17 protein-coding genes are annotated in these 18556 nt (G+C 42.7%); 9 read left to right on the top strand and 8 right to left on the bottom strand.

Going from position 1 to position 18556, the window contains the following annotated elements; translation table 11 throughout:
• Window positions 1–28 precede the first annotated feature (28 nt).
• The 3 genes from V7L01_RS17430 (at window position 29) to V7L01_RS17420 (ending at window position 2725) form a co-directional block, all read left to right on the top strand.
• On the top strand, window positions 29–571 hold the full coding sequence (locus tag V7L01_RS17430) for a (2Fe-2S) ferredoxin domain-containing protein (RefSeq protein WP_335036824.1): 543 nt from the start codon (window positions 29–31) through the stop codon (window positions 569–571).
• Between the two features lie 330 nt (window positions 572–901).
• Window positions 902–2098, top strand: coding sequence for a PD-(D/E)XK nuclease family protein (locus V7L01_RS17425; RefSeq protein WP_335036822.1), 1197 nt, complete (start codon window positions 902–904; stop codon window positions 2096–2098).
• A gap of 51 nt (window positions 2099–2149) precedes the next feature.
• Window positions 2150–2725 (top strand): Uma2 family endonuclease, encoded by a 576-nt coding sequence (locus V7L01_RS17420; RefSeq protein WP_335036820.1) that lies wholly within the window; start codon window positions 2150–2152, stop codon window positions 2723–2725.
• 345 nt (window positions 2726–3070) lie between these two features.
• Here V7L01_RS17420 and V7L01_RS17415 read toward each other — a convergent pair whose 3' ends face one another.
• Window positions 3071–4000 carry an XDD3 family exosortase-dependent surface protein gene (locus tag V7L01_RS17415; RefSeq protein WP_335036818.1) on the bottom strand — a complete coding sequence of 310 codons (930 nt, stop codon included), beginning with the start codon at window positions 3998–4000 and terminating at the stop codon, window positions 3071–3073.
• A gap of 525 nt (window positions 4001–4525) precedes the next feature.
• Window positions 4526–5908, bottom strand: a complete 1383-nt coding sequence (locus tag V7L01_RS17410; protein WP_335036815.1) for a 1-acyl-sn-glycerol-3-phosphate acyltransferase — start codon at window positions 5906–5908, stop codon at window positions 4526–4528.
• Between the two features lie 150 nt (window positions 5909–6058).
• On the opposite strand from V7L01_RS17410, the gene V7L01_RS17405 reads away from it, so the two are divergent.
• Window positions 6059–7873: a proline--tRNA ligase gene (locus tag V7L01_RS17405; protein ID WP_335036814.1), complete on the top strand. Its 1815-nt coding sequence runs from the start codon at window positions 6059–6061 to the stop codon at window positions 7871–7873.
• 305 nt (window positions 7874–8178) lie between these two features.
• Window positions 8179–8799: a GerMN domain-containing protein gene (locus V7L01_RS17400; protein WP_335036812.1), complete on the top strand. Its 621-nt coding sequence runs from the start codon at window positions 8179–8181 to the stop codon at window positions 8797–8799.
• Window positions 8800–8863: 64 nt separating this feature from the next.
• Here V7L01_RS17400 and V7L01_RS17395 read toward each other — a convergent pair whose 3' ends face one another.
• From V7L01_RS17395 to efp, 3 genes are all read right to left on the bottom strand, one after another.
• Window positions 8864–9211, bottom strand: a complete 348-nt coding sequence (locus V7L01_RS17395; protein ID WP_190893788.1) for an ArsR/SmtB family transcription factor — start codon at window positions 9209–9211, stop codon at window positions 8864–8866.
• A 76-nt stretch (window positions 9212–9287) separates the two neighbouring features.
• Window positions 9288–9845 (bottom strand): acetyl-CoA carboxylase biotin carboxyl carrier protein, encoded by a 558-nt coding sequence (accB, locus tag V7L01_RS17390; protein WP_335036809.1) that lies wholly within the window; start codon window positions 9843–9845, stop codon window positions 9288–9290.
• Between the two features lie 108 nt (window positions 9846–9953).
• Window positions 9954–10511: an elongation factor P gene (efp, locus tag V7L01_RS17385; RefSeq protein WP_335036807.1), complete on the bottom strand. Its 558-nt coding sequence runs from the start codon at window positions 10509–10511 to the stop codon at window positions 9954–9956.
• Between the two features lie 348 nt (window positions 10512–10859).
• On the opposite strand from efp, the gene V7L01_RS17380 reads away from it, so the two are divergent.
• Window positions 10860–11966, top strand: a complete 1107-nt coding sequence (locus V7L01_RS17380) for a peptidylprolyl isomerase (RefSeq protein WP_335036805.1) — start codon at window positions 10860–10862, stop codon at window positions 11964–11966.
• Window positions 11967–12011: 45 nt separating this feature from the next.
• Here V7L01_RS17380 and V7L01_RS17375 read toward each other — a convergent pair whose 3' ends face one another.
• Window positions 12012–12599, bottom strand: coding sequence for a Uma2 family endonuclease (locus V7L01_RS17375; protein WP_335036803.1), 588 nt, complete (start codon window positions 12597–12599; stop codon window positions 12012–12014).
• Between the two features lie 89 nt (window positions 12600–12688).
• Between V7L01_RS17375 and thiL the strand changes: the two genes are divergently transcribed.
• The gene (gene thiL / locus V7L01_RS17370) at window positions 12689–13711 is read left to right on the top strand and encodes a thiamine-phosphate kinase (protein ID WP_335036802.1); all 1023 of its coding nucleotides are present in this window, start codon (window positions 12689–12691) and stop codon (window positions 13709–13711) included.
• Between the two features lie 79 nt (window positions 13712–13790).
• Here the strand turns inward: thiL and V7L01_RS17365 are convergent, their stop codons facing one another.
• Both V7L01_RS17365 and nadD read right to left on the bottom strand, forming a co-directional pair.
• Window positions 13791–14804: a type I glyceraldehyde-3-phosphate dehydrogenase gene (locus V7L01_RS17365; protein WP_335036800.1), complete on the bottom strand. Its 1014-nt coding sequence runs from the start codon at window positions 14802–14804 to the stop codon at window positions 13791–13793.
• 116 nt (window positions 14805–14920) lie between these two features.
• Complete coding sequence (gene nadD, locus V7L01_RS17360; protein ID WP_335036798.1) at window positions 14921–15547, bottom strand: nicotinate (nicotinamide) nucleotide adenylyltransferase; 627 nt, start codon at window positions 15545–15547, stop codon at window positions 14921–14923.
• Between the two features lie 402 nt (window positions 15548–15949).
• Between nadD and murC the strand changes: the two genes are divergently transcribed.
• On the top strand, window positions 15950–17413 hold the full coding sequence (gene murC / locus V7L01_RS17355) for a UDP-N-acetylmuramate--L-alanine ligase (protein WP_335036797.1): 1464 nt from the start codon (window positions 15950–15952) through the stop codon (window positions 17411–17413).
• 124 nt (window positions 17414–17537) lie between these two features.
• Window positions 17538–18536 carry a UDP-N-acetylmuramate dehydrogenase gene (gene murB, locus V7L01_RS17350; RefSeq protein WP_335036795.1) on the top strand — a complete coding sequence of 333 codons (999 nt, stop codon included), beginning with the start codon at window positions 17538–17540 and terminating at the stop codon, window positions 18534–18536.
• Window positions 18537–18556: the final 20 nt, after the last annotated feature.

The raw sequence follows: 18556 nt of genomic DNA, 5'->3' as shown, positions 1-18556 counted from the left end.
ACTCCCCACTCCTAACTTTTTATCAATCATGGGTGACAAGTATTTGACGTTATCAGAGTTGAACCTTGAGGGACAGTTACTAGGTTTTGCTGGTGGTGAACCAGGAAAATATAAATACTTGCAATTGGCAGTTCCATCTGGAAATGTGGAAATTAAACTGCCTAAAGAGTTACGCCGTTTAATAAGTTCATCCTTAGTTCCTGGTCAGCAAGTTCGCGTTTGTGGTCATAGTAAGCTAGATTCGCGCACAAGTAAAATAAAAATTAAAGCCTATCGGGTGACACCAATTGATGCGTGTCCAAGCCAAGATTTACCACCTCAAACCAAAGCGAGGATTATGGTATGTCAAAAGTCAGGTTGCCTTAAGCGTGGTGGTAAAGGGCTATTATCAGAATTAGAAAAAACTTTGTGCGATCGCGGTTTGTTAGACAAAGTTACCATTGAACAAACTAGTTGCCAAAAATGCTGTAGCAGCGCCCCCAACTGTGTTTTACAGCTTGGGAAAAAGAAATACAAAAATATTCATCCTGAAGCGATCGCAACTTTGCTAGAAAGTCACTTAACAGAATAGTAATCTTCTCTAGCTATTCTTAAAATAATACATAACTTTGTAGGGGTAAAAATTTTACCCCTATTTGTTGTAAGTATCGTCTGTGTAGCACCCTTGTCAAACTGCGATCGGCTAAGTTATAACTGCTGCAACGCTAGTAATATCGAATACAAACAGAACTTATAAAAACCTTGCCCTAGCGAATGGAATTCGCGGCTATACAGACAAAACCCACCTCCGTGGGTTTCAACTTCTTAAAGTCCGCGTAGGCGGACTTTGTTTGTGTAGCCGCGATTTCTAATCGCCAGATATATTTGCTTTTTTGGAATTACCTTAAATACTTAAAAATAAATGTCTTTGTTTACAAATTTACTCAATCTGCATTCAGGAAACAAACCACGGGAAGATTTTTTTACTGAGATTGTCGCTTATTTTTTGTCCCTGAATAATGATATTTTGCTTGATTGGCTAAAACATCAATCAATCATTAGTGATGATAATTATTCCAGCATCAAGATTTCAACTCAACAAGAACATCAAGCACTGGCGATTCATACTGAGGATAGTAGACTTGATATTGTGGTTGAACTTTCAACTGGTTTAAATACAGACGTAATATTTATTGAATCAAAAATTGGCTCTACAGCAATACCGGGACAATTAGAAAAATATGCTGAGATTTTGAGTAACTTACCAAACCTTAGACATCGAATTCTAATTTACATCACCCGTGATTATGATCCAAAAGAAGAAATCAAACAATATGATTGTGATCTACAACCAGCAATCAAAGAGTATTGCCTTGAGTTATCACCCAAAATTAATTTCTTCCAATTGAGGTGGTATCAGTTTTATAGCTTATTGAAAGAACATGCGTCTGATATCTTAGCTCAAGAAATACTAATTTTTATGAGGAATAACAGAATGTCTCACACTAATCAATTTTCATCAGTTGACTTATTGACAATGGTGAATTATAACAAAACTCTCCTTCTTATGGAATCAACTCTCAGTGAAGAAGTACAGCAGGAATTCAAGCTAGCTTTTGGAGGTATTATCAACGGCGCAGCAAGTAGGACTCAATGGAAATGGGACGAGAGATATATTATCTACACTCACCTTTCTCCTTTAAAATGGGACTTATGTTGTGGTGTTGGATACTTCAATTTAAATCCAGAGAATTTAACTGATTATCCATATATCGGTATATTTTTGCAGGTTTCTCATAAGTTTGTAGAACGCCCAAAAATTATTAAATCCATGCAGAAAGTAATTAACGATAAACCCAATATATGGACTCCTGCTAATTTAACAATTTTGCCAGCATGGTCAGCTATTTTTTATCAAAAAAGCCTAAAGGAATTTTTATCTGAAAAAGACCAGTTGTCTGCTATTAAATTATTTTTCAAAGAGTCAATAGAGGAATTAAAAACGGTTCAAAAACAATATTTTAACTTTCCTTGGAATAGTGTAAGTACAGAAGAAGCTACAGAAATAGAGAAAGAAGAAGACCTAGACACCTCACTATCTTCCATCACACAACTTTAATCAGCTACAGCTATATTAAGATAAAAATAACTCTGCATTCTCGTAGTTGTTATGAGCCTTACCACTGCTAAACGCTTTACTATAGCTGAATATCACCGTCTAGCTGAACTCGGCTTCTTTAAGGAGAATGACCGAGTTGAGCTAATTAAGGGTGAAATAATCCAGATGGCAGCAAAAGGTACACGGCACTCTGTTTGTAAAACACGCCTAGAGAGAGAATTATATAAACTAGTAGGCGATCGCGCAACCCTGCGAGGACAACAACCAATTACTTTGTCTAACAACAGTGAGCCTGAACCAGATAGAGTAATTGCAAAAAATAGAGATGATGACTATCTAGCGAATCATCCCAGCCCATCTGATATTTTACTCTTAATTGAGATTGCCGATTCATCTTTAAAATATGACCAAGAGGAAAAGCTAGCTATTTATGCAGAAGCAGGTATCTCTGATTATTGGATATTTAATTTAGTAGATAATTATTTGGAGTGCTACAGCGAACCTTATCAAACTTTGCAAGTTAAATTTGGTTATCGCCGCAAGTTAATTTATCTGCCAAATGAATCAGTTAATCTGCCCTGTTTTCCTGATTTAGTTGTGGATTTATCTAAGGTGTTTCCAGGTTAAGATATAAGGGGCGATGTCTAACGACAAGCCGTTGCAAGCCTTATAGCGAGTATAGGTGTTATGACAGTTACCGAGATTGTTTGGAGAATTACCAAAGTAGTTTTTGTATTTGATAACTATCTGAAAAAAAATGCCCTTGCTTGAAAGTAAGGACATTGAAATTTACCTATTTAATATTTAGCGAGTAAATCTATACGGTTTGGTATACTTTTCGCTTAAGCTTCATCCAAAATTCCATATTCTATTACTCCAGCGATCATTTACATGAGAGAAAATAGTCTTTTATCTTGTTTATAATCACTGAAGAGAAATTAAGCCGGATTGCGAATAGTCCCCACACAATTGCTACGCTAATTTCTTGCGTAGCTTGCTACCAGCTAAGGCCAGACCGACAATTCCTAAACCAGCGAGACTAGCAGGCTCAGGAGTCGATTGGACAGTACCAGATTTCTTGAATTCAAATGCAATAGTTTGTGTGCCATTAAATTTGCTGGTATCATAACCAGTGGTTAGCAACTGCTGCGTTACATTACCCTGTGCTAGGAACGAGATTCCACTCAGATATTTTCCAGAGTCGATGACATTAAGGTTAAATGTATTGTCCTTGCCGTTATTAGTAAAATAACTACTGGTCAAATCACCATAACCGACAATACCACCACCTTGTTTTACCTGACTTTCGTAAGAATTCCCTCCTCCTGCTAAACCACCATATGTAGCAACAGTGTAGCCCTCTTTGATATTAGTAACTGTCTTTGCCTGAACACCACTATAAACACCTAGTTCTTGTACTCCTGAAGCATTCGCTGAAGCGAAATGAATACCAAACAAATCCCCACTGCTCATAGCATTGTCAAAGGTCTTACCGGCCATATTGAAGAACAAATCACCATATCCAATCTGACCGCCAGCAGCACCCTGTTCAGCCTCTCCTGTTAACTTCATATTGCCATTGATTGCTACAATGATGCTGGTAGCAGTTTCTTTGATAGCCATACCAGAGATATCGTAGGGATTTACTTTCCCTGCCGCAGCACCAACCCAGTAATTCCCGTTCATCCCATCTTTGTTTGAATCAAATGCATACTGCCAGCCACTAGCATCAGTGGAGTTTTGACCCAGTAAAAGACCAGTAGTGTCGTTCATACACTCCAAAGATATGCTAAATGCTGTTCCCTTTAAGTCGGAGGCATATGCTCCTTGACCAGCCACAAATAAGATTCCAAAAGTGGTAATGCCAACTTTGAGTAAATTGAATAAGTTTTGAGTTTTCATTATTTATAAGTTGATTGATTTAGAGAATCACAATTCACTGGACTTCTTTATTTGTAATTTGAATTACAAAAATAGAGAAGCGTGATTCTTCTGAAAATATAATTTTGCTAACTTAACGGTAATTTTATAAAACTCAAATAAAAAATGACATATTTAGTAAAAATTGCTTTTATCTAACGTAATTGTATTAAATGTGAAATAGTAACAAAGCCAAGTAGGCCTAGTAGCCTACGATTCCTGCACCCATTGAATTAGATAGCTTTAAAAAGCTTTTGGGTTTGTGTAAGCTTAATAAACCATATCCTGCCAGCATCTCCGTACAGGGCATCGAAACCCGCGATCGCTAGAAGTTTTTTGTCTGCATCGATCTACTTTAGAAAGTAATATCCGATTCGGATGAACAATTGGGCATTGACATTGCACCTTGCTAGTTAAGGGAGTCAAGAGCCAGGTGTCGAAATCAATAAACCTCCTGACAACTGACACCTTTATTCTGGTTCCTAGCTAAAGATGCAACCCTTGTAATCAAATCAAACTTTCCAATGCGTGTTGTAAATGATTTGTCACCTCAGCAACCGCTTGTTTAGCACCTAAGCGATTTTCCTTATACGCTGGGTAACGCTCAGAAATAGATATCGGTTCACCCACAGTTATTTTCACTTTTTGCTTACCCAATTGTGGACGCTGCACACTTTTATCGCCTTTGATTTTAGCAATCATTTGCCATAAAATTAAAGTCGTCTCAGCAAACCTTTCTACTGTGGGATTTTCACGTATATAATTACCAGAAACTGCCACGAAACTTTCTACTAAACGCATGTGCCACATCCGTGCATTCGCTTCTTCAGCAACGCGATCGCCTAAAGCTTTCTCTACAGCAGATATACCTTTTACATCCTTAAAATCTTCTCTAAATATATAATTCCACCCAGCTTGTTCTACCCGCCGACATCGGTCACTCAAAGTACCTTTTGACTGCAAATCAAAATGCTGTTCTGATATTAGTAGCGCCGCATTCAATAAAGCTTGCAAGCGAACTGCTAACGCTTCATTTCTATCTTCAATTTCTCCTACTACTGTTTTGATATCTGGCAGCTTTAAATGATAAAAGCGCGTGTAAAATTTTTCCATTAACGAAAGTAAATGTTCTGCCAAGGTTAATAACCGGGGATAAAGCGACTCTATAGAAGCCTGTTCTGGTGCATTCACAGGTAAACCACTAGCCGCTTCCAATTCACTTAAAAGATTGGCGATCGCATCCCAAGGAGCATCAACGTAACTATATTTAATCCCAACTGGTACAATTAGAACCTGTTGGTCGCGTCCAGCTTTGTGCAAATCTTCAGCACACCAAAAGCCTAATTGGGCAATACCGGGTTCCAGGGGGCTGATATTCTCTGATAAACCATTGGTTGCACCTTCTGGCGCAGCCGCCATTGGAAATTTACCATTGGCAAACAACTCACGCGCCGAACGTAACCCCGTCCAATCAGCCTTACCTCGCTGAATCGGAGTCCCACCTAAACGAGAAGCAATCCAGCCGACGTAGGAACCTGCCCATAGAGGAATGCCGCGATCGTAGATAAAATGAGCGTGAATGGGATGTTGTAGTGTTGTACCTTGCGATCGTGCTACCTTTGGCACGAGTTGAGACAGCAAGTAGGTCAAACAAAACGGATCGTCTGTTTTCGGATGGCGAAATGCCAGCATAAAACGGATCTTACCCTCCTGAAACTGGCGATAGAGATCCACCAGCGTCTCTACGTTGTCTGCTTCAATTTGGGTAATAGGTGTTTGCCAGTTTATCCAACTGGGTAGCAACAGATGGACAAATCGGAGAAATAAGGGATTAAACGCCGGAGGAATAAATTCTAAGGGTGGCTGTGCTTGATAAATTACATCTGCCAAGGTAGTTTTCTCCTAAAATTGCGATCGAAAAAGGTGGAAGGCTATAAGTAAAAATGAAAAATAAATAACGCTGTGTACTTTGTACTTCATCCTTAATACTTCATACTTTAGTTGACATAGAAATTAGCGATCGAAGAAAGGCTATAAACGATGCGACTGTCACAAATGTTATTCGTTACACTCCGGGACGATCCAGCTGATGCTGAGATTCCTAGCCATAAATTATTACTCCGTGCAGGCTACATTCGTCGTATCGGTAGTGGTCTTTATGCTTATTTGCCTTTGATGTGGCGGGTATTGCAAAAAGTTTCTCAGATTGTGCGGGAAGAAATGAACGCTACAGGCGCACAAGAATGTCTCCTACCACAATTACAACCTGCTGATTTATGGAAGGAATCGGAACGCTGGGACACTTATACCAAAGCTGAGGGGATCATGTTTTCCCTAATTGACCGCCGCGAGCAACAATTAGGATTAGGCCCAACTCATGAAGAAGTAGTCACAGCGATCGCTCGTGATATGATTCGCTCTTATCGCCAGCTACCACTAAATCTCTACCAAATTCAAACCAAATTCCGCGATGAAATTCGTCCCCGCTTTGGTTTAATGCGCGGACGGGAGTTTATCATGAAGGATGCCTATTCCTTCCATGCCGATGAAGCCAGCCTCAAGGAAACTTACCAGGATATGTATAAAGCCTACAGTAATATTCTGCGGCGTTCTGGTTTAGCTTTTCGCGCAGTGGACGCTGATTCTGGTGCAATTGGTGGTTCTGGTTCTACAGAATTTATGATTTTGGCAGAAGCTGGTGAAGATGAAGTTCTCTACACGGAGGATGGTAAATACGCCGCTAACGTAGAAAAGGCTGTTTCTTTACCAATTGACGCCGAAATTTCACGGTTTACAACCTATGAGAAACGCGATACACCTGGAACAGAGACGATTGAAAAGGTCTGTCAACTCCTCAATTCTTCTCCGACTCAATTGGTGAAAAATGTCCTTTATCAGACAGTTTATGATAATGGCGCAACGGTGTTAGTTCTGGTGAGCATTCGAGGCGATGGGGAAGTTAATGAAGTCAAGTTGCAAAATGAATTGACCAAATTAGCTTCAGATTATGGTGCTAAAACTATTATTAGTTTGAATGTACCAAATCTAGAAGCCCAGCAAGCATGGACAGCTAAATCTCTACCTTTAGGTTACATTGCGCCAGACATCGGAGATGAGTACATTAATGCCAACAAACAGATCCATCCTAAGTTTTTGCGGTTAGTGGATCGAACAGCCGTTGATTTAAAAAACTTTGTTACAGGCGCGAATGAAGCTGGCTATCATGTAGTTGGTGCTAATTGGGGCGAGCAATTTAAGTTACCAGAGCGAGTAGTAGATATACGAAAGGCAAGACCAGGCGATCGCGCCATCCATAACCCAGAACAAACCTTACAAAGCGCCCGTGGAATAGAAGCAGGTCACATCTTCCAATTAGGCACAAAATATTCCCAAGCGATGGGAGCAACTTATACCAATGAACAGGGTGAAGAGAAGCCGCTATTTATGGGTTGTTTTGGTGTAGGTGTATCACGACTAGCCCAAGCTGCCGTAGAGCAATCTTACGATAAAGATGGGATTATTTGGCCAGTTGCGATCGCACCCTACCACGCGATTATCACAATTCCCAACATAAAGGATGCTCAACAAATTGAAATCGCCCAAAAACTTTACACAGAACTCAATCAAGCGGGAATTGAAACCCTACTAGACGATCGCGACGAACGGGCAGGAGTGAAATTTAAAGATGCTGACTTGATTGGCATACCTTATCGAATTGTAACCGGACGAGCGATCGCTAATGGCAAAGTCGAAGTTGTAGAAAGAGCAACCCGCAAATCTCAAGAAATAGTCATTGATGAAGTGACAACTACACTCAAACAGTGGATTACCGCCACCACCCAGGTAAAAAATTAAACATCAACATTTACGCAGAGGAAGCAATACTTTACTTTGCGCTCCTCTGCGTTTTCCTTTGCGTTTCTTTGCGTTGTAAATTAATCATCTCCAGAAAGAATGAGATTTACATAATTTGGTAGGTGACGGATTAGAAATAGAAATTCTAAAATTGAATCAGGGACTTGCACAATTAAAAATAATCGCCTTTGAGGCATAAAGTCTCCTCCAGGTAGTGGGAAACTCTTCAGTTATAAGTATCGTCCTTAACCAGGCTGCTCCTCACGTAATTACCATATCAGCCCTCAGTCAGGAAGGTTTTGAACATGAAAGGCCAACAAGGATCTAATCGTATTTCTTCAGGCGCAATTGCAGCCGTCTCAGCAGTGGTTGTAGCGGTGGGTGGCGGTGTGGCTTGGTTTACTACACACTCCAGCAATACTCCCACACCATCAAACCCCTCTGGGCGCATCGAACAGCCACAGCCAGCACAGCCATCAACTAGGCAGCCAGCTAATGAGCAAAGCCCTAACGTTTATTGGCTCAGACCAACGGATAAAAATGTTACTTTAGTCCCCCAGCCTGTTAAAGTCGCTTCTATACGAACCAACCAGCCATTAGAAGCAGCTTTCCAAAGTTTGTTAGCAGGCCCACCAGCAGGAGCGACAGATTCCACAACTATCCCTAAAGGAACCAAACTTTTGGGACTGAAGTCAGAAAATGACGAGGTTCACGTTAATTTATCTGAAGATTTTACCAGTGGTGGTGGTAGCACATCAATGATGGGGCGGGTGGGACAAGTTGTTTATACTGCGACAACTTTAAATCCCAAAGCCAAAGTGTACATTGACGTGAACGGCAAACCACTGGATGTTTTAGGTGGTGAAGGTTTGGAGTTACAACAGCCACTAACTCGTGAAAGCTTTCAGAAAAATTATTCACTTTAGCCATTAGTCATTGGTCATTCGTCATTAGTCATTAGCAAAGGACAAAAGACAAATGACAACTGACCTAACGTTTGCTATTTAACACACGAAAATTACGGGCTTGTTCTTCTAACCTTGTGGCAAGGCGATCGCAAACCCGATTACACAAATCAAAAATCATTTGGTCTTCCACCCGGTAATAGGCGCAAGTTCCTTCACTGCGGCGGCTAAGGATACCTGCTTGCCACATTACCTTCAGGTGTTTTGACACATTTGCCTGAGAAGTCTGTGTTGCCTCTACCAACTCTTGCACGCATTTTTCTTCATCCCGTAATAAGTGGAGCAGCCGCAAGCGCATCGGCTCACTTAATAGGCTGAAGTATTCAGCTACTTGTTGCACCACTTCTGGCGGTAAAGGCAACGTTTGTTTCATCAGGATTAACCCGCAAAGATTGAAAGTTCTAACAATGACTCATTTTGGATGACTCATTTGATATATAGATTAATACTTAATCAGGGTTAATTCGCATCAAAGGTTGACCATATTCTACAGCGTCACCATTTTGGAGGAGAATTTCCATCACCTGTCCAGAGACTTCGGCTTCGATTTCATTCATCAACTTCATGGCTTCAATGATACAGACTGTTTGACCCTTGCGGACGCGATCGCCCACTTCCACAAATGCCGCTTCACCCGGCGCAGGAGCGCGATAAAACGTCCCTACCATTGGCGAAGGCACTTCTACTAATCTCTGGTCAATGGTTGAGGGAGGATTTACTGACAACTGCAATTGTGTGCCAGTTCCAGTATTCTCAAACACGCGACCTGTGGACACCTCCGTTACCTGACTCGTGGTGACTTGGTTTCCCGGAGATGAACCCGATGCCAAGCCCGAACCTACCACACCGCCTAAGGTCGCTTGACCTACCGACAACATATGATTGCTGACACTTACAGCCTTACGGACTGTTAGTTCAAAGTCATCGCTTTTGAGCGTCACTTCTGCAATATCTGTTTGTGCGATAGTTGCCAGTAGTTGGCGGATTTCATTAAAGTCCAATGGCACAGTTTTTATTACCTCGACCTAACCGTAAATGAGCATCTTAAGTGTGGCAGGGATTTAATCCCTATGTAGGGATTTAAATTGGGACTTGCATCTCCGTGGAGATGAGAGTTATTCCCTGCTGATATATTTATCTTCCTGAGTATCAATTCGGATGCGTTCGCCTTGGGAAATAAACAAAGGAACCATCACAACTGCACCAGTTTCCAGAGTTGCTGGTTTTGAACCACCTGTGGCAGTGTCACCTTTTAAACCTGGATCTGTTTGGACAATTTCCAAAACCACAGACTTTGGCAATTCTACTCCCAGCACCTGTTCGCCCCACCGAATAACTTCGGCTTCCATACCTTCCTTGAGGTATTTGACGCGATCGCCAATTTGTGCACGGGTCAATCTGCCTTCTTCGTAAGTTTCCATATCCATAAAGACGAACTCATCGCCCTCTTTATAGGTATGCTGCATCGTGCTTTTTTCTAGGGTGGCTTGGGGAACTGTCTCCCCGGCTCGGAACGTTTTTTCCATCACGCTCCCACTCTGAACATTTTTTAACTTAGTTCGTACAAAGGCGGAACCTTTGCCTGGCTTGACGTGGAGGAATTCGATCACTCGCCATACAGACCCATCCAATACAATTGAAACACCGGGTCGAAAGTCGTTACTGGAGATCATGAAACTTTCAAATTTTGGAAGACAATCGGCATTTATTGTACCCTTCTAGGGTCGTCATTGGGCATTTGTCATGAGTCATTAATCATTTGTCATTAGTCATTAGTCATTTATCCTCCGCCCTTAACGTGGGAAGATTATTGATGGGTTGCGTCCCAATACCGTTCGGTTAAGGAATTTATTGGTTGAGGCAGGCAGGGGGCAGAGGGAGAAGATAAGCAGGGAGAGAGAAGAATTACTAAGAACCTTCTTTCCTCAATAGCCTCCCCTGCTTCCCCTGCCTCCCCTGCTTATCCGAACCGTATTGGGTTACGTCCAGTCAACAATCTAATGCCGCATTTGAGTTATCCCATGCTTAACTTATTAAAATCCTGGCTGAAGAACAGCCTAATGGCAATACTGCTGGTAACAATATTTTTAGGCATAACTACAGCTGGGTGGACTCCCTCCAGTAGCGCCGCACTGCCAGCAGGCAATGCAATTACCGACGGAAAGGCTTTGTTGCGGTATGCACTCCCGATAGATAACAAACCTGTGCGGCAACTACAAGGCAGTTTAGAAGACATCTCTGCCCAACTGCGGGCGAATCGGCGTTGGGGTGCTATTTCCAAAGACATCAGCAAAGCATCCCGCATTCTCGATAAACCTTCCCAAATCTTAACAAGCGTTCCCGCAGAACGCCAACCCCAAGCCGAAGCTTGGATTACCGAGTTGAAATCTGGGGTGGGTAAATTACAAGAATTGGCGAACAGCAAAGATAAAGAACAAATACTGCAAGAGAGAGGTAAACTGCTAAATCTCGTTACTCAGCTAGAAGAGTCAATGGTGAAGCAATTCCCCTTTGAAGTCCCCGCCCAGTACAGTAACCTGCCACAACTTAAAGGTCGTGCCACTGTAGAATTCAAAACCAACAAAGGCGATTTGACTGTCGTTGTAGATGGTTATAGCGCTCCTGTGACTGCTGGTAATTTTGTAGATTTGGTGCAGAGGGGTTTTTATAATGGCTTAGAATTTACCCGTTCAGAAGAATCTTACTTTCTGCAAACTGGCGATCCCGCAGGTAAAGATGTGGGTTTCATTGATCCAACAACGGGCAAATATCGCGCTATTCCCCTAGAAGTCTTAGTTCAAGGCGATAAAGCACCTACTTATGGCATTACCCTAGAAGAAGCTGGTCGTTACGTTGATATGCCAGTTCTACCTTTTTCTGCTTTTGGCGCAGTAGTGATGGCTCGTCCCGAAAGTGAAGTAAATGGTGGTTCATCACAATTTTTCTTCTTTTTGTTTGAACCAGAACTCACCCCCGCAGGACGCAACCTATTGGATGGTCGCTATGCCGTTTTTGGCTATCTCACCGAAGGTAAAGAAGTTTTGGATAAACTGAAAGCTGGTGACAAAATCGAATCAGCAAAAGTGGTTCAGGGGATAGAAAATCTGGTTGAACCGCAAGCTGCATAAGAAGACACAGAGGGCAGGAGAAGAATAATTCTTGTACAGACGCGATTAATCGCGTCTCTCCTGATTCAGATTTCCGGCGGTGAACACCTGCTCAACTACGATCGCTATTTCTGGAAAAGTCCGTGATAAAATTTGCTGATTGACTGTAAAAACTGTTTCTTCATAAAATCCATCTTCCAGTAGTAACACTGAAATTTTTGTTTCCAGTGGGTCTATAATCCAATATTCAGGAACCTCTAAGGCCGCATATTCAGATCGCTTATGGCGATAGTCCCGTTTCACCGACTCTGGACTAACCACCTCGACAATTAGTAACGGTGGTGACTCAAATACTGCTGAAGCATTCAACAATTCTCTAGCTTGCTCCAGTGTCACTACACACAAATCAGTCAACCTAGATTTATTTCTACCCGTTCTCACCCCACTTTCCCGAAAACACAGCCAAGTCAAGTTACAACGTTTGATTTCTGCTTTCAAAGCAGTATCCAAAAAATCGACAATCAGAAAATGTTCAATAGTAGGTGGGTTCCTTAACTCTAGCTTGCCATCCACCAGTTCATAATGGAAATCGCTACCATCATCATAGGTTAAGTACTCCTCAAATGTGATGCTGGTTACTGGTGTTGTTACCATTCCAACTGACTCCTAGACGATACCCTTATCTTAAACAGTAAAGTAAATCATCAGTTTTCTTAGTAATTTTGCAACACGGAAAACCGATTGTGAACAGTGATTTATCTTCTCAACAGGTAAAAGACATTGGCGAACAAGGTCTTTTAGAAAGATTACAGCGTTTCTGTCCTCCAGAAATGATCGGCGATGATGCCGCAGTACTTGAGACTGCACCAGGGCAATCTTTGGTAGTGACTACAGATGTACTGGTTGATGGCGTGCATTTTAGTAATCTCACCACTTCCCCAGAAGATGCCGGTTGGCGAGCTGCTGCTGCCAATTTATCAGATTTAGCCGCAATGGGCGCTTCTCCATTAGGAATCACTGTCGGGTTGGGGCTACCCGGTGAACTTAGGGTGAGTTGGGTAGAACGCTTGTACCAGGGAATGACAGAATGCCTGCAAAAATACAACACCTCAATTGTCGGCGGTGATGTCGTGCGATCGCCTGTGACTACTTTGGCAATTACCGCTTTTGGTCAAGTTTACCCCCATCGAATTATCCGCCGTTCTGCTGCTGTCGTAGGAGATGCGATCGTCGTTACAGGCGTTCATGGAGCCTCCCACGCTGGCTTAGAACTGCTCTTACATCCCGAATTAGAACAAAACCTCAAAGATGCAGAACGCACGGCTCTAATCCACGCGCATCAACGCCCACAGCCACGATTAGATGTCTTACCAATCCTCTGGAAAATCCTAACTCCTAACTCCCAACTCCCTATTGCTGGGATGGATAGCAGCGATGGTTTGGCAGATGCGATTATTCAAATTTGCCGCGCCAGTGGTGTTGGCGCTGTCCTAGAACGCAGACAAATTTCCTTGCCAGCAGCTTTTGATCTTTGGCTGACACCAGAGCAAGCGCTGGAATATGCTTTATACGGTGGCGAAGACTTTGAATTAGTGCTGTGCTTACCACAAGAACTAGCATCAACCTTAGTGCAACATCTTGGTCAAGGTGCTGCGATCGCAGGCAGAATTACAGCCGGATCGACAGTAATATTGCACGACGAGCAAAAAAAATTCCCTGACCAAGTTCTAAATCTTAGCCAGGGATTTCAACATTTTAGTCAATAGTGCTTTGTCCTTTGTCCTTTGTCCTTTTTCTAATGACCAATGACCAATGATCAATGACCAATGACTAATGACAAATTAATTATTGCCACTTCTCAGCGACTAATTCTGCCAAATCCAAAACTCGTTGGCTGTAACCCCACTCGTTGTCATACCACGCCATAACTTTCACTAGGTCATTGCCCATAACCAAAGTCAAGTTGGCATCAACAATTGAAGAAGCATCACTACCTTGATAATCGGAAGATACCAGTTCTAGCTGGCTATAGTCCAAAATGCCTTTAAGTGGACCTTCGGCAGCATCCTTGAGAGCTTGATTAACTTCTTCAGTAATAGTACGCTTCTCAACCTGAACTACGAAATCTACCATTGAGACGTTCGGGGTTGGTACGCGCAAGGCAACGCCATTTAGCTTGCCTTTCAGGTCTGGGATAACCAGTGCCACAGCTTTTGCTGCACCAGTAGAGGTGGGTACAATGTTAATCGCTGCTGCCCTCGCCCGTCGCAAATCCCGGTGAGAAGCGTCTAGCAAACGCTGGTCACCTGTATAGCTATGGGTGGTGGTCATCGTGCCTTTGATGATGCCAAACTTATCGTTCAACACCTTGGCGATTGGTGCCAAGCAGTTGGTAGTACAGCTAGCGTTACTGATAATGTGGTGTTTGTTGTGGTCATAATCGTGATGATTCACACCAACCACAAAAGTGCCATCCTCGTTTTTACCAGGAGCGGTAATCAGAACTTTCTTGGCTCCAGCATTCACATGCTTGAGCGCTCCTTCTTTGCTAGTAAATACTCCAGTTGCTTCGATAATTAGGTCAATTCCCCACTCTTTCCAGGGCAAGTTTTCTGGGTTGCGATCGGATACGCACTTAATCGTCTTACCGTTCACGATGATAGAGTTATCATCGGCACTAATCTCAGCACCCTTGATCTTCCCTAGCATTGAGTCATACTTTAGCAGGTGAGCATTAGTTCTAGGGTCTGAAGTGTCATTAATAGCGACAAGATCGATTTTACTATTCTCTCTACCCACCCAGCAACGCGCAAAGTTACGTCCAATCCGCCCGAAACCGTTGATTGCAACTCTAATCACAGTGTCTTGCCCTCTGTATTTATGCTTATATGTTGATATCGTTGACCCCAATCATATCGCAAAGGGGGGGAGCACTTTTAACCATAAAGTGTTAGATCAATAAAAAAACACATAATTTATTCAGATTTGTGGGAGTAGAGATTGTTGTTAGTGATATATGATCTGACCGTTTCCGGGATTAAATAACGAATTGACTGGCGTTCGCGGCAAAATTTGCGAATTAGACTTGACGAAACTCCTACTAAAGGTATATTCAAGAGTTGCCAGTGAATGGTAAGCGACTGCTCCCTAAGTTGTTGCTCCACTTGCTTGCAGATTAATTTGCTTTGAGTTATAGTCTCACCACCTAGCAGTCGGGGTGCTATTAACCAATCACACATTTGTGCTAGTTCGTGTCCACGGTACCAGCCGGGTAAGGTTTGGAAAGTATCCAAGCCCACAATCCAGTACCAGTGAGTATTTGGGTAACAAGCAGATAAATCGAGCAGCGTGTTAATGGCATAGGAAGTCCCAGAGCGATTTGCCTCCACTAGTGAGACAGTAAATGCTGGATTGTCTTTTGTAGCTAATTGCAGCATTTCCAAACGATGCTCAAATAAAGCTGCTTCTTTATGAGGAGGATTTAGGGATGGCACCCAAATTACCTTTTCAAGGGATACTTGATGCAAAGCTGTCTCGGCTACGAGTAGGTGTCCCCAGTGAATTGGATCGAATGTGCCACCAAAAATTGCTAGTTGTTGCATCCAGTTATGCCTGGGTTTTATGCAATTGAAAAATAGTTTCATTACCAATGTACTATTGTACTCAATTCACGCCTAGACTTGATGCAATTTCAAATCAGTTTCACTAACAATGTGCAATGTAGCCAATTCCAGTAAGGTAGCCAAAAATATGTATTTGACATTACAAGAATTTCTTTCCCGATGCGGCCAAAATTTTCAGAATAATCTTAAGAACAGTTCAGAAAAAGCAAAAACCTCCAACCAAGGTAAAATCATTCTGAACAAGGAAAACCAGAGCATAAACATCTTTTGGGCATCAAACATAAACATGATACAGGAGTAGTTACGGTAAAAATCAAATTCCTGTTATGATACGCGTGTCATTTGTGATTATGGTGTGGTGTGGTGTAAGAGGAGCAATAAATGAATAATTTTGTAGATTTTAGTGGTAGACCATTTCATTTCATTGGCATCGGTGGCATAGGTATGTCTGCTCTGGCATACGTTCTCGCCAAGCGTCAATTTCCAGTATCAGGTTCGGATCTTCGTCCTAACCACATTACGCACAAGTTGGAATCTATCGGCGCTCATATTTTTGGTAAACAAGAGGCAAGCAATCTCGAATTCTTTCGCCCTCAGGTATTGGCTAATGCAGTAGTATTAGATTCACAAGAACAATTACCTATTGCTACTAACTCAATACTGCCTCAAGTTATTTGTTCAACAGCAATTAACACGAATAATTTAGAATACAAAGCAGCGCTGGAATTAGGTTGCCCAATTTTACATCGTTCAGATGTACTGGCAGCTTTAATTGCCGATTACCACAGTATTGCAGTGGCAGGAACACACGGCAAAACTACAACCAGTAGCATGATTGGCTATATGCTTCTGCAAGCAGGTTTAGACCCAACGATTTTAGTAGGTGGCGAAGTCAATGCTTGGGAAGGTAATGCTCGATTGGGACAAAGCCAATATTTGGTAGCCGAAGCAGATGAATCTGATGGTTCCTTAGTAAAACACGCTCCAGAGATTGGCATCATTACCAATATTGAACTCGATCATCCTGACCACTATGAAACATTAGAAGAAGTAATTGACATCTTCCAGACATTTGCTAAGGGTTGTAAAACGTTGATAGGTAGCATTGACTGTGCTACAGTGCGCGATCGCTTACAACCCACAATCACTTACAGCTTACACTCAGATACCGACGCTGATTACACCGTCACCAATATTGATTATCGTGCTGATGGCACTACAGCTTTAGTTTGGGAAAGAGGCAAAGCTTTGGGCGTGTTGAAGTTGCGGCTGCTAAGTCGGCACAATCTCAGCAATGCTCTAGCAGCTGTGGCTGTTGGTCGGGTCTTGGGCTTAGAATTTGGAGAAATTGCCAAAGGTATCGCCACCTTTGAAGGAGCAAGACGCCGCTTTGAGTTCCGGGGTGAAGTTGATGGTATTACCTTCATCGATGACTATGCTCATCACCCCAGCGAGATTCGCGCTACTCTCGCCGCCGCACGTTTACAGGCAAGACCAGGGCAAAGAGTGGTTGCCATCTTCCAACCCCATCGCTATAGCCGTACACTGACCTTTTTAGAAGAATTTGCCGATTCCTTTACCCATGCTGATTTGGTTGTGCTGACTGATATTTACAGTGCAGGCGAACCCAATTTAGGGCAAATCAGTGGCGAACATCTAGCGGCGGAAATTGCTAAACAGCATTCACAGGTAGTTTATCAACCAACTTTACCCTCAGTGTGCGAGTACTTGCTGCAAACACTACGCCCAGGAGACTTGGCGCTGTTTTTGGGGGCTGGGAACTTGAATCAGGTGATTCCTGAAGTAATTACGACACTTTGCGAACCTGCTAAAGCCACATCCTAAGTGGAGACTTTGCGAAGTTTTATTTCTGAGCAAAGCGCCCGTCTAGCAACGGTTCCATAGGTTAATTCTATTACCGTATCTTTACGGTAAATAAATGTAAAAATTTTACCAATACAAAGTAAAGATGACAATTTCCCAGGCAGCTGGAAACGTCTGCACAGTTTCTGCTTTGAATACAAAGAAACATCAAACAACTAATTCGGTGGAGAGTGAAGTAATTTACTTACCCAGTACTGATTGTGCAATCAAGCCCCAGGCTTCCTTGTCAGCGTTTACTTCCTATAGAGTTGGGGGAGCAGCTGATTTGTACGTTGCCCCCCGAAACTTAGAAGCACTGCAAGCAAGTCTTAAATACGCAAAAGAACGCGATCTAAAGGTGACAACGCTGGGAGCAGGTTCTAACTTGCTAGTCAGCGATGGCGGTATATCAGGCTTAGTCATTGCGACTCGTCATCTCCGCTTCAGCAACTTTGACCCCCAAACCGGTCAATTAACCGTTGCTGCTGGAGAATCAATTCCTAGCTTGGCATGGGCAGCGGCAGAATTAGGATGGCAAGGATTGGAGTGGGCTGTTGGCATCCCCGGAACAGCAGGAGGTGCCGTGGTGATGAATGCAGGGGCACATAATAGCTGTATCGCAGATATGTTAGTTAGCGCCCAGGTACTTTCACCCGATGGTACGCTGGAAACTCTTACCCCAGAACAGTTAGGTTATAGCTACCGGACTTCATTATTGCAAGGTGGCGATCGCATAGTCACCCAGGCCACCTTACAACTCGCACCAGGTGCCGACCCAGCAAAAGTTGTGGCAATCACCAAAGAACACAAAAAGCATCGTTTGAGCACCCAACCATACAACTTCCCTAGCTGTGGTAGTGTGTTCCGCAATCCCAAACCTTACAGTGCAGGCTGGTTAATTGAACAAACTGGTCTGAAAGGCTACCAAATTGGTGGAGCACAAGTAGCACTACTCCATGCTAATTTTATCGTTAACCGTGGTGGAGCAAAAGCTAGTGATATATTCTGTCTCATTCGCCACATCCAACATCAGGTACAAGAACGTTGGTCTATTCGGTTAGAGCCAGAAGTCAAAATGCTCGGAGAGTTTCAAGGTGCTTGTTGAAACTTTTAATTCAGGGAATG

The sequence above is a fragment of the Nostoc sp. genome, assembly GCF_036917095.1.
In the GTDB taxonomy this organism is placed as follows: domain Bacteria; phylum Cyanobacteriota; class Cyanobacteriia; order Cyanobacteriales; family Nostocaceae; genus Nostoc.
This window is presented reverse-complemented; position numbering and strand designations above follow the sequence as displayed.

Excerpts from the sequence above, each read along its gene's own strand:
- V7L01_RS17400 (WP_335036812.1), top strand. The coding sequence starts at position 8,179 with ATGAAAGGCCAACAAGGATCTAATCGTATTTCTTCAGGCGCAATTGCA.
- efp (WP_335036807.1), bottom strand. The coding sequence starts at position 10,511 with ATGATCTCCAGTAACGACTTTCGACCCGGTGTTTCAATTGTATTGGAT.
- V7L01_RS17420 (WP_335036820.1), top strand. The coding sequence starts at position 2,150 with ATGAGCCTTACCACTGCTAAACGCTTTACTATAGCTGAATATCACCGT.
- murB (WP_335036795.1), top strand. The coding sequence starts at position 17,538 with ATGACAATTTCCCAGGCAGCTGGAAACGTCTGCACAGTTTCTGCTTTG.
- V7L01_RS17425 (WP_335036822.1), top strand. The coding sequence starts at position 902 with ATGTCTTTGTTTACAAATTTACTCAATCTGCATTCAGGAAACAAACCA.
- nadD (WP_335036798.1), bottom strand. The coding sequence starts at position 15,547 with ATGCAACAACTAGCAATTTTTGGTGGCACATTCGATCCAATTCACTGG.
- V7L01_RS17380 (WP_335036805.1), top strand. The coding sequence starts at position 10,860 with ATGCTTAACTTATTAAAATCCTGGCTGAAGAACAGCCTAATGGCAATA.
- V7L01_RS17375 (WP_335036803.1), bottom strand. The coding sequence starts at position 12,599 with ATGGTAACAACACCAGTAACCAGCATCACATTTGAGGAGTACTTAACC.
- murC (WP_335036797.1), top strand. The coding sequence starts at position 15,950 with ATGAATAATTTTGTAGATTTTAGTGGTAGACCATTTCATTTCATTGGC.
- V7L01_RS17395 (WP_190893788.1), bottom strand. The coding sequence starts at position 9,211 with ATGAAACAAACGTTGCCTTTACCGCCAGAAGTGGTGCAACAAGTAGCT.
- V7L01_RS17415 (WP_335036818.1), bottom strand. The coding sequence starts at position 4,000 with ATGAAAACTCAAAACTTATTCAATTTACTCAAAGTTGGCATTACCACT.
- V7L01_RS17405 (WP_335036814.1), top strand. The coding sequence starts at position 6,059 with ATGCGACTGTCACAAATGTTATTCGTTACACTCCGGGACGATCCAGCT.
- V7L01_RS17430 (WP_335036824.1), top strand. The coding sequence starts at position 29 with ATGGGTGACAAGTATTTGACGTTATCAGAGTTGAACCTTGAGGGACAG.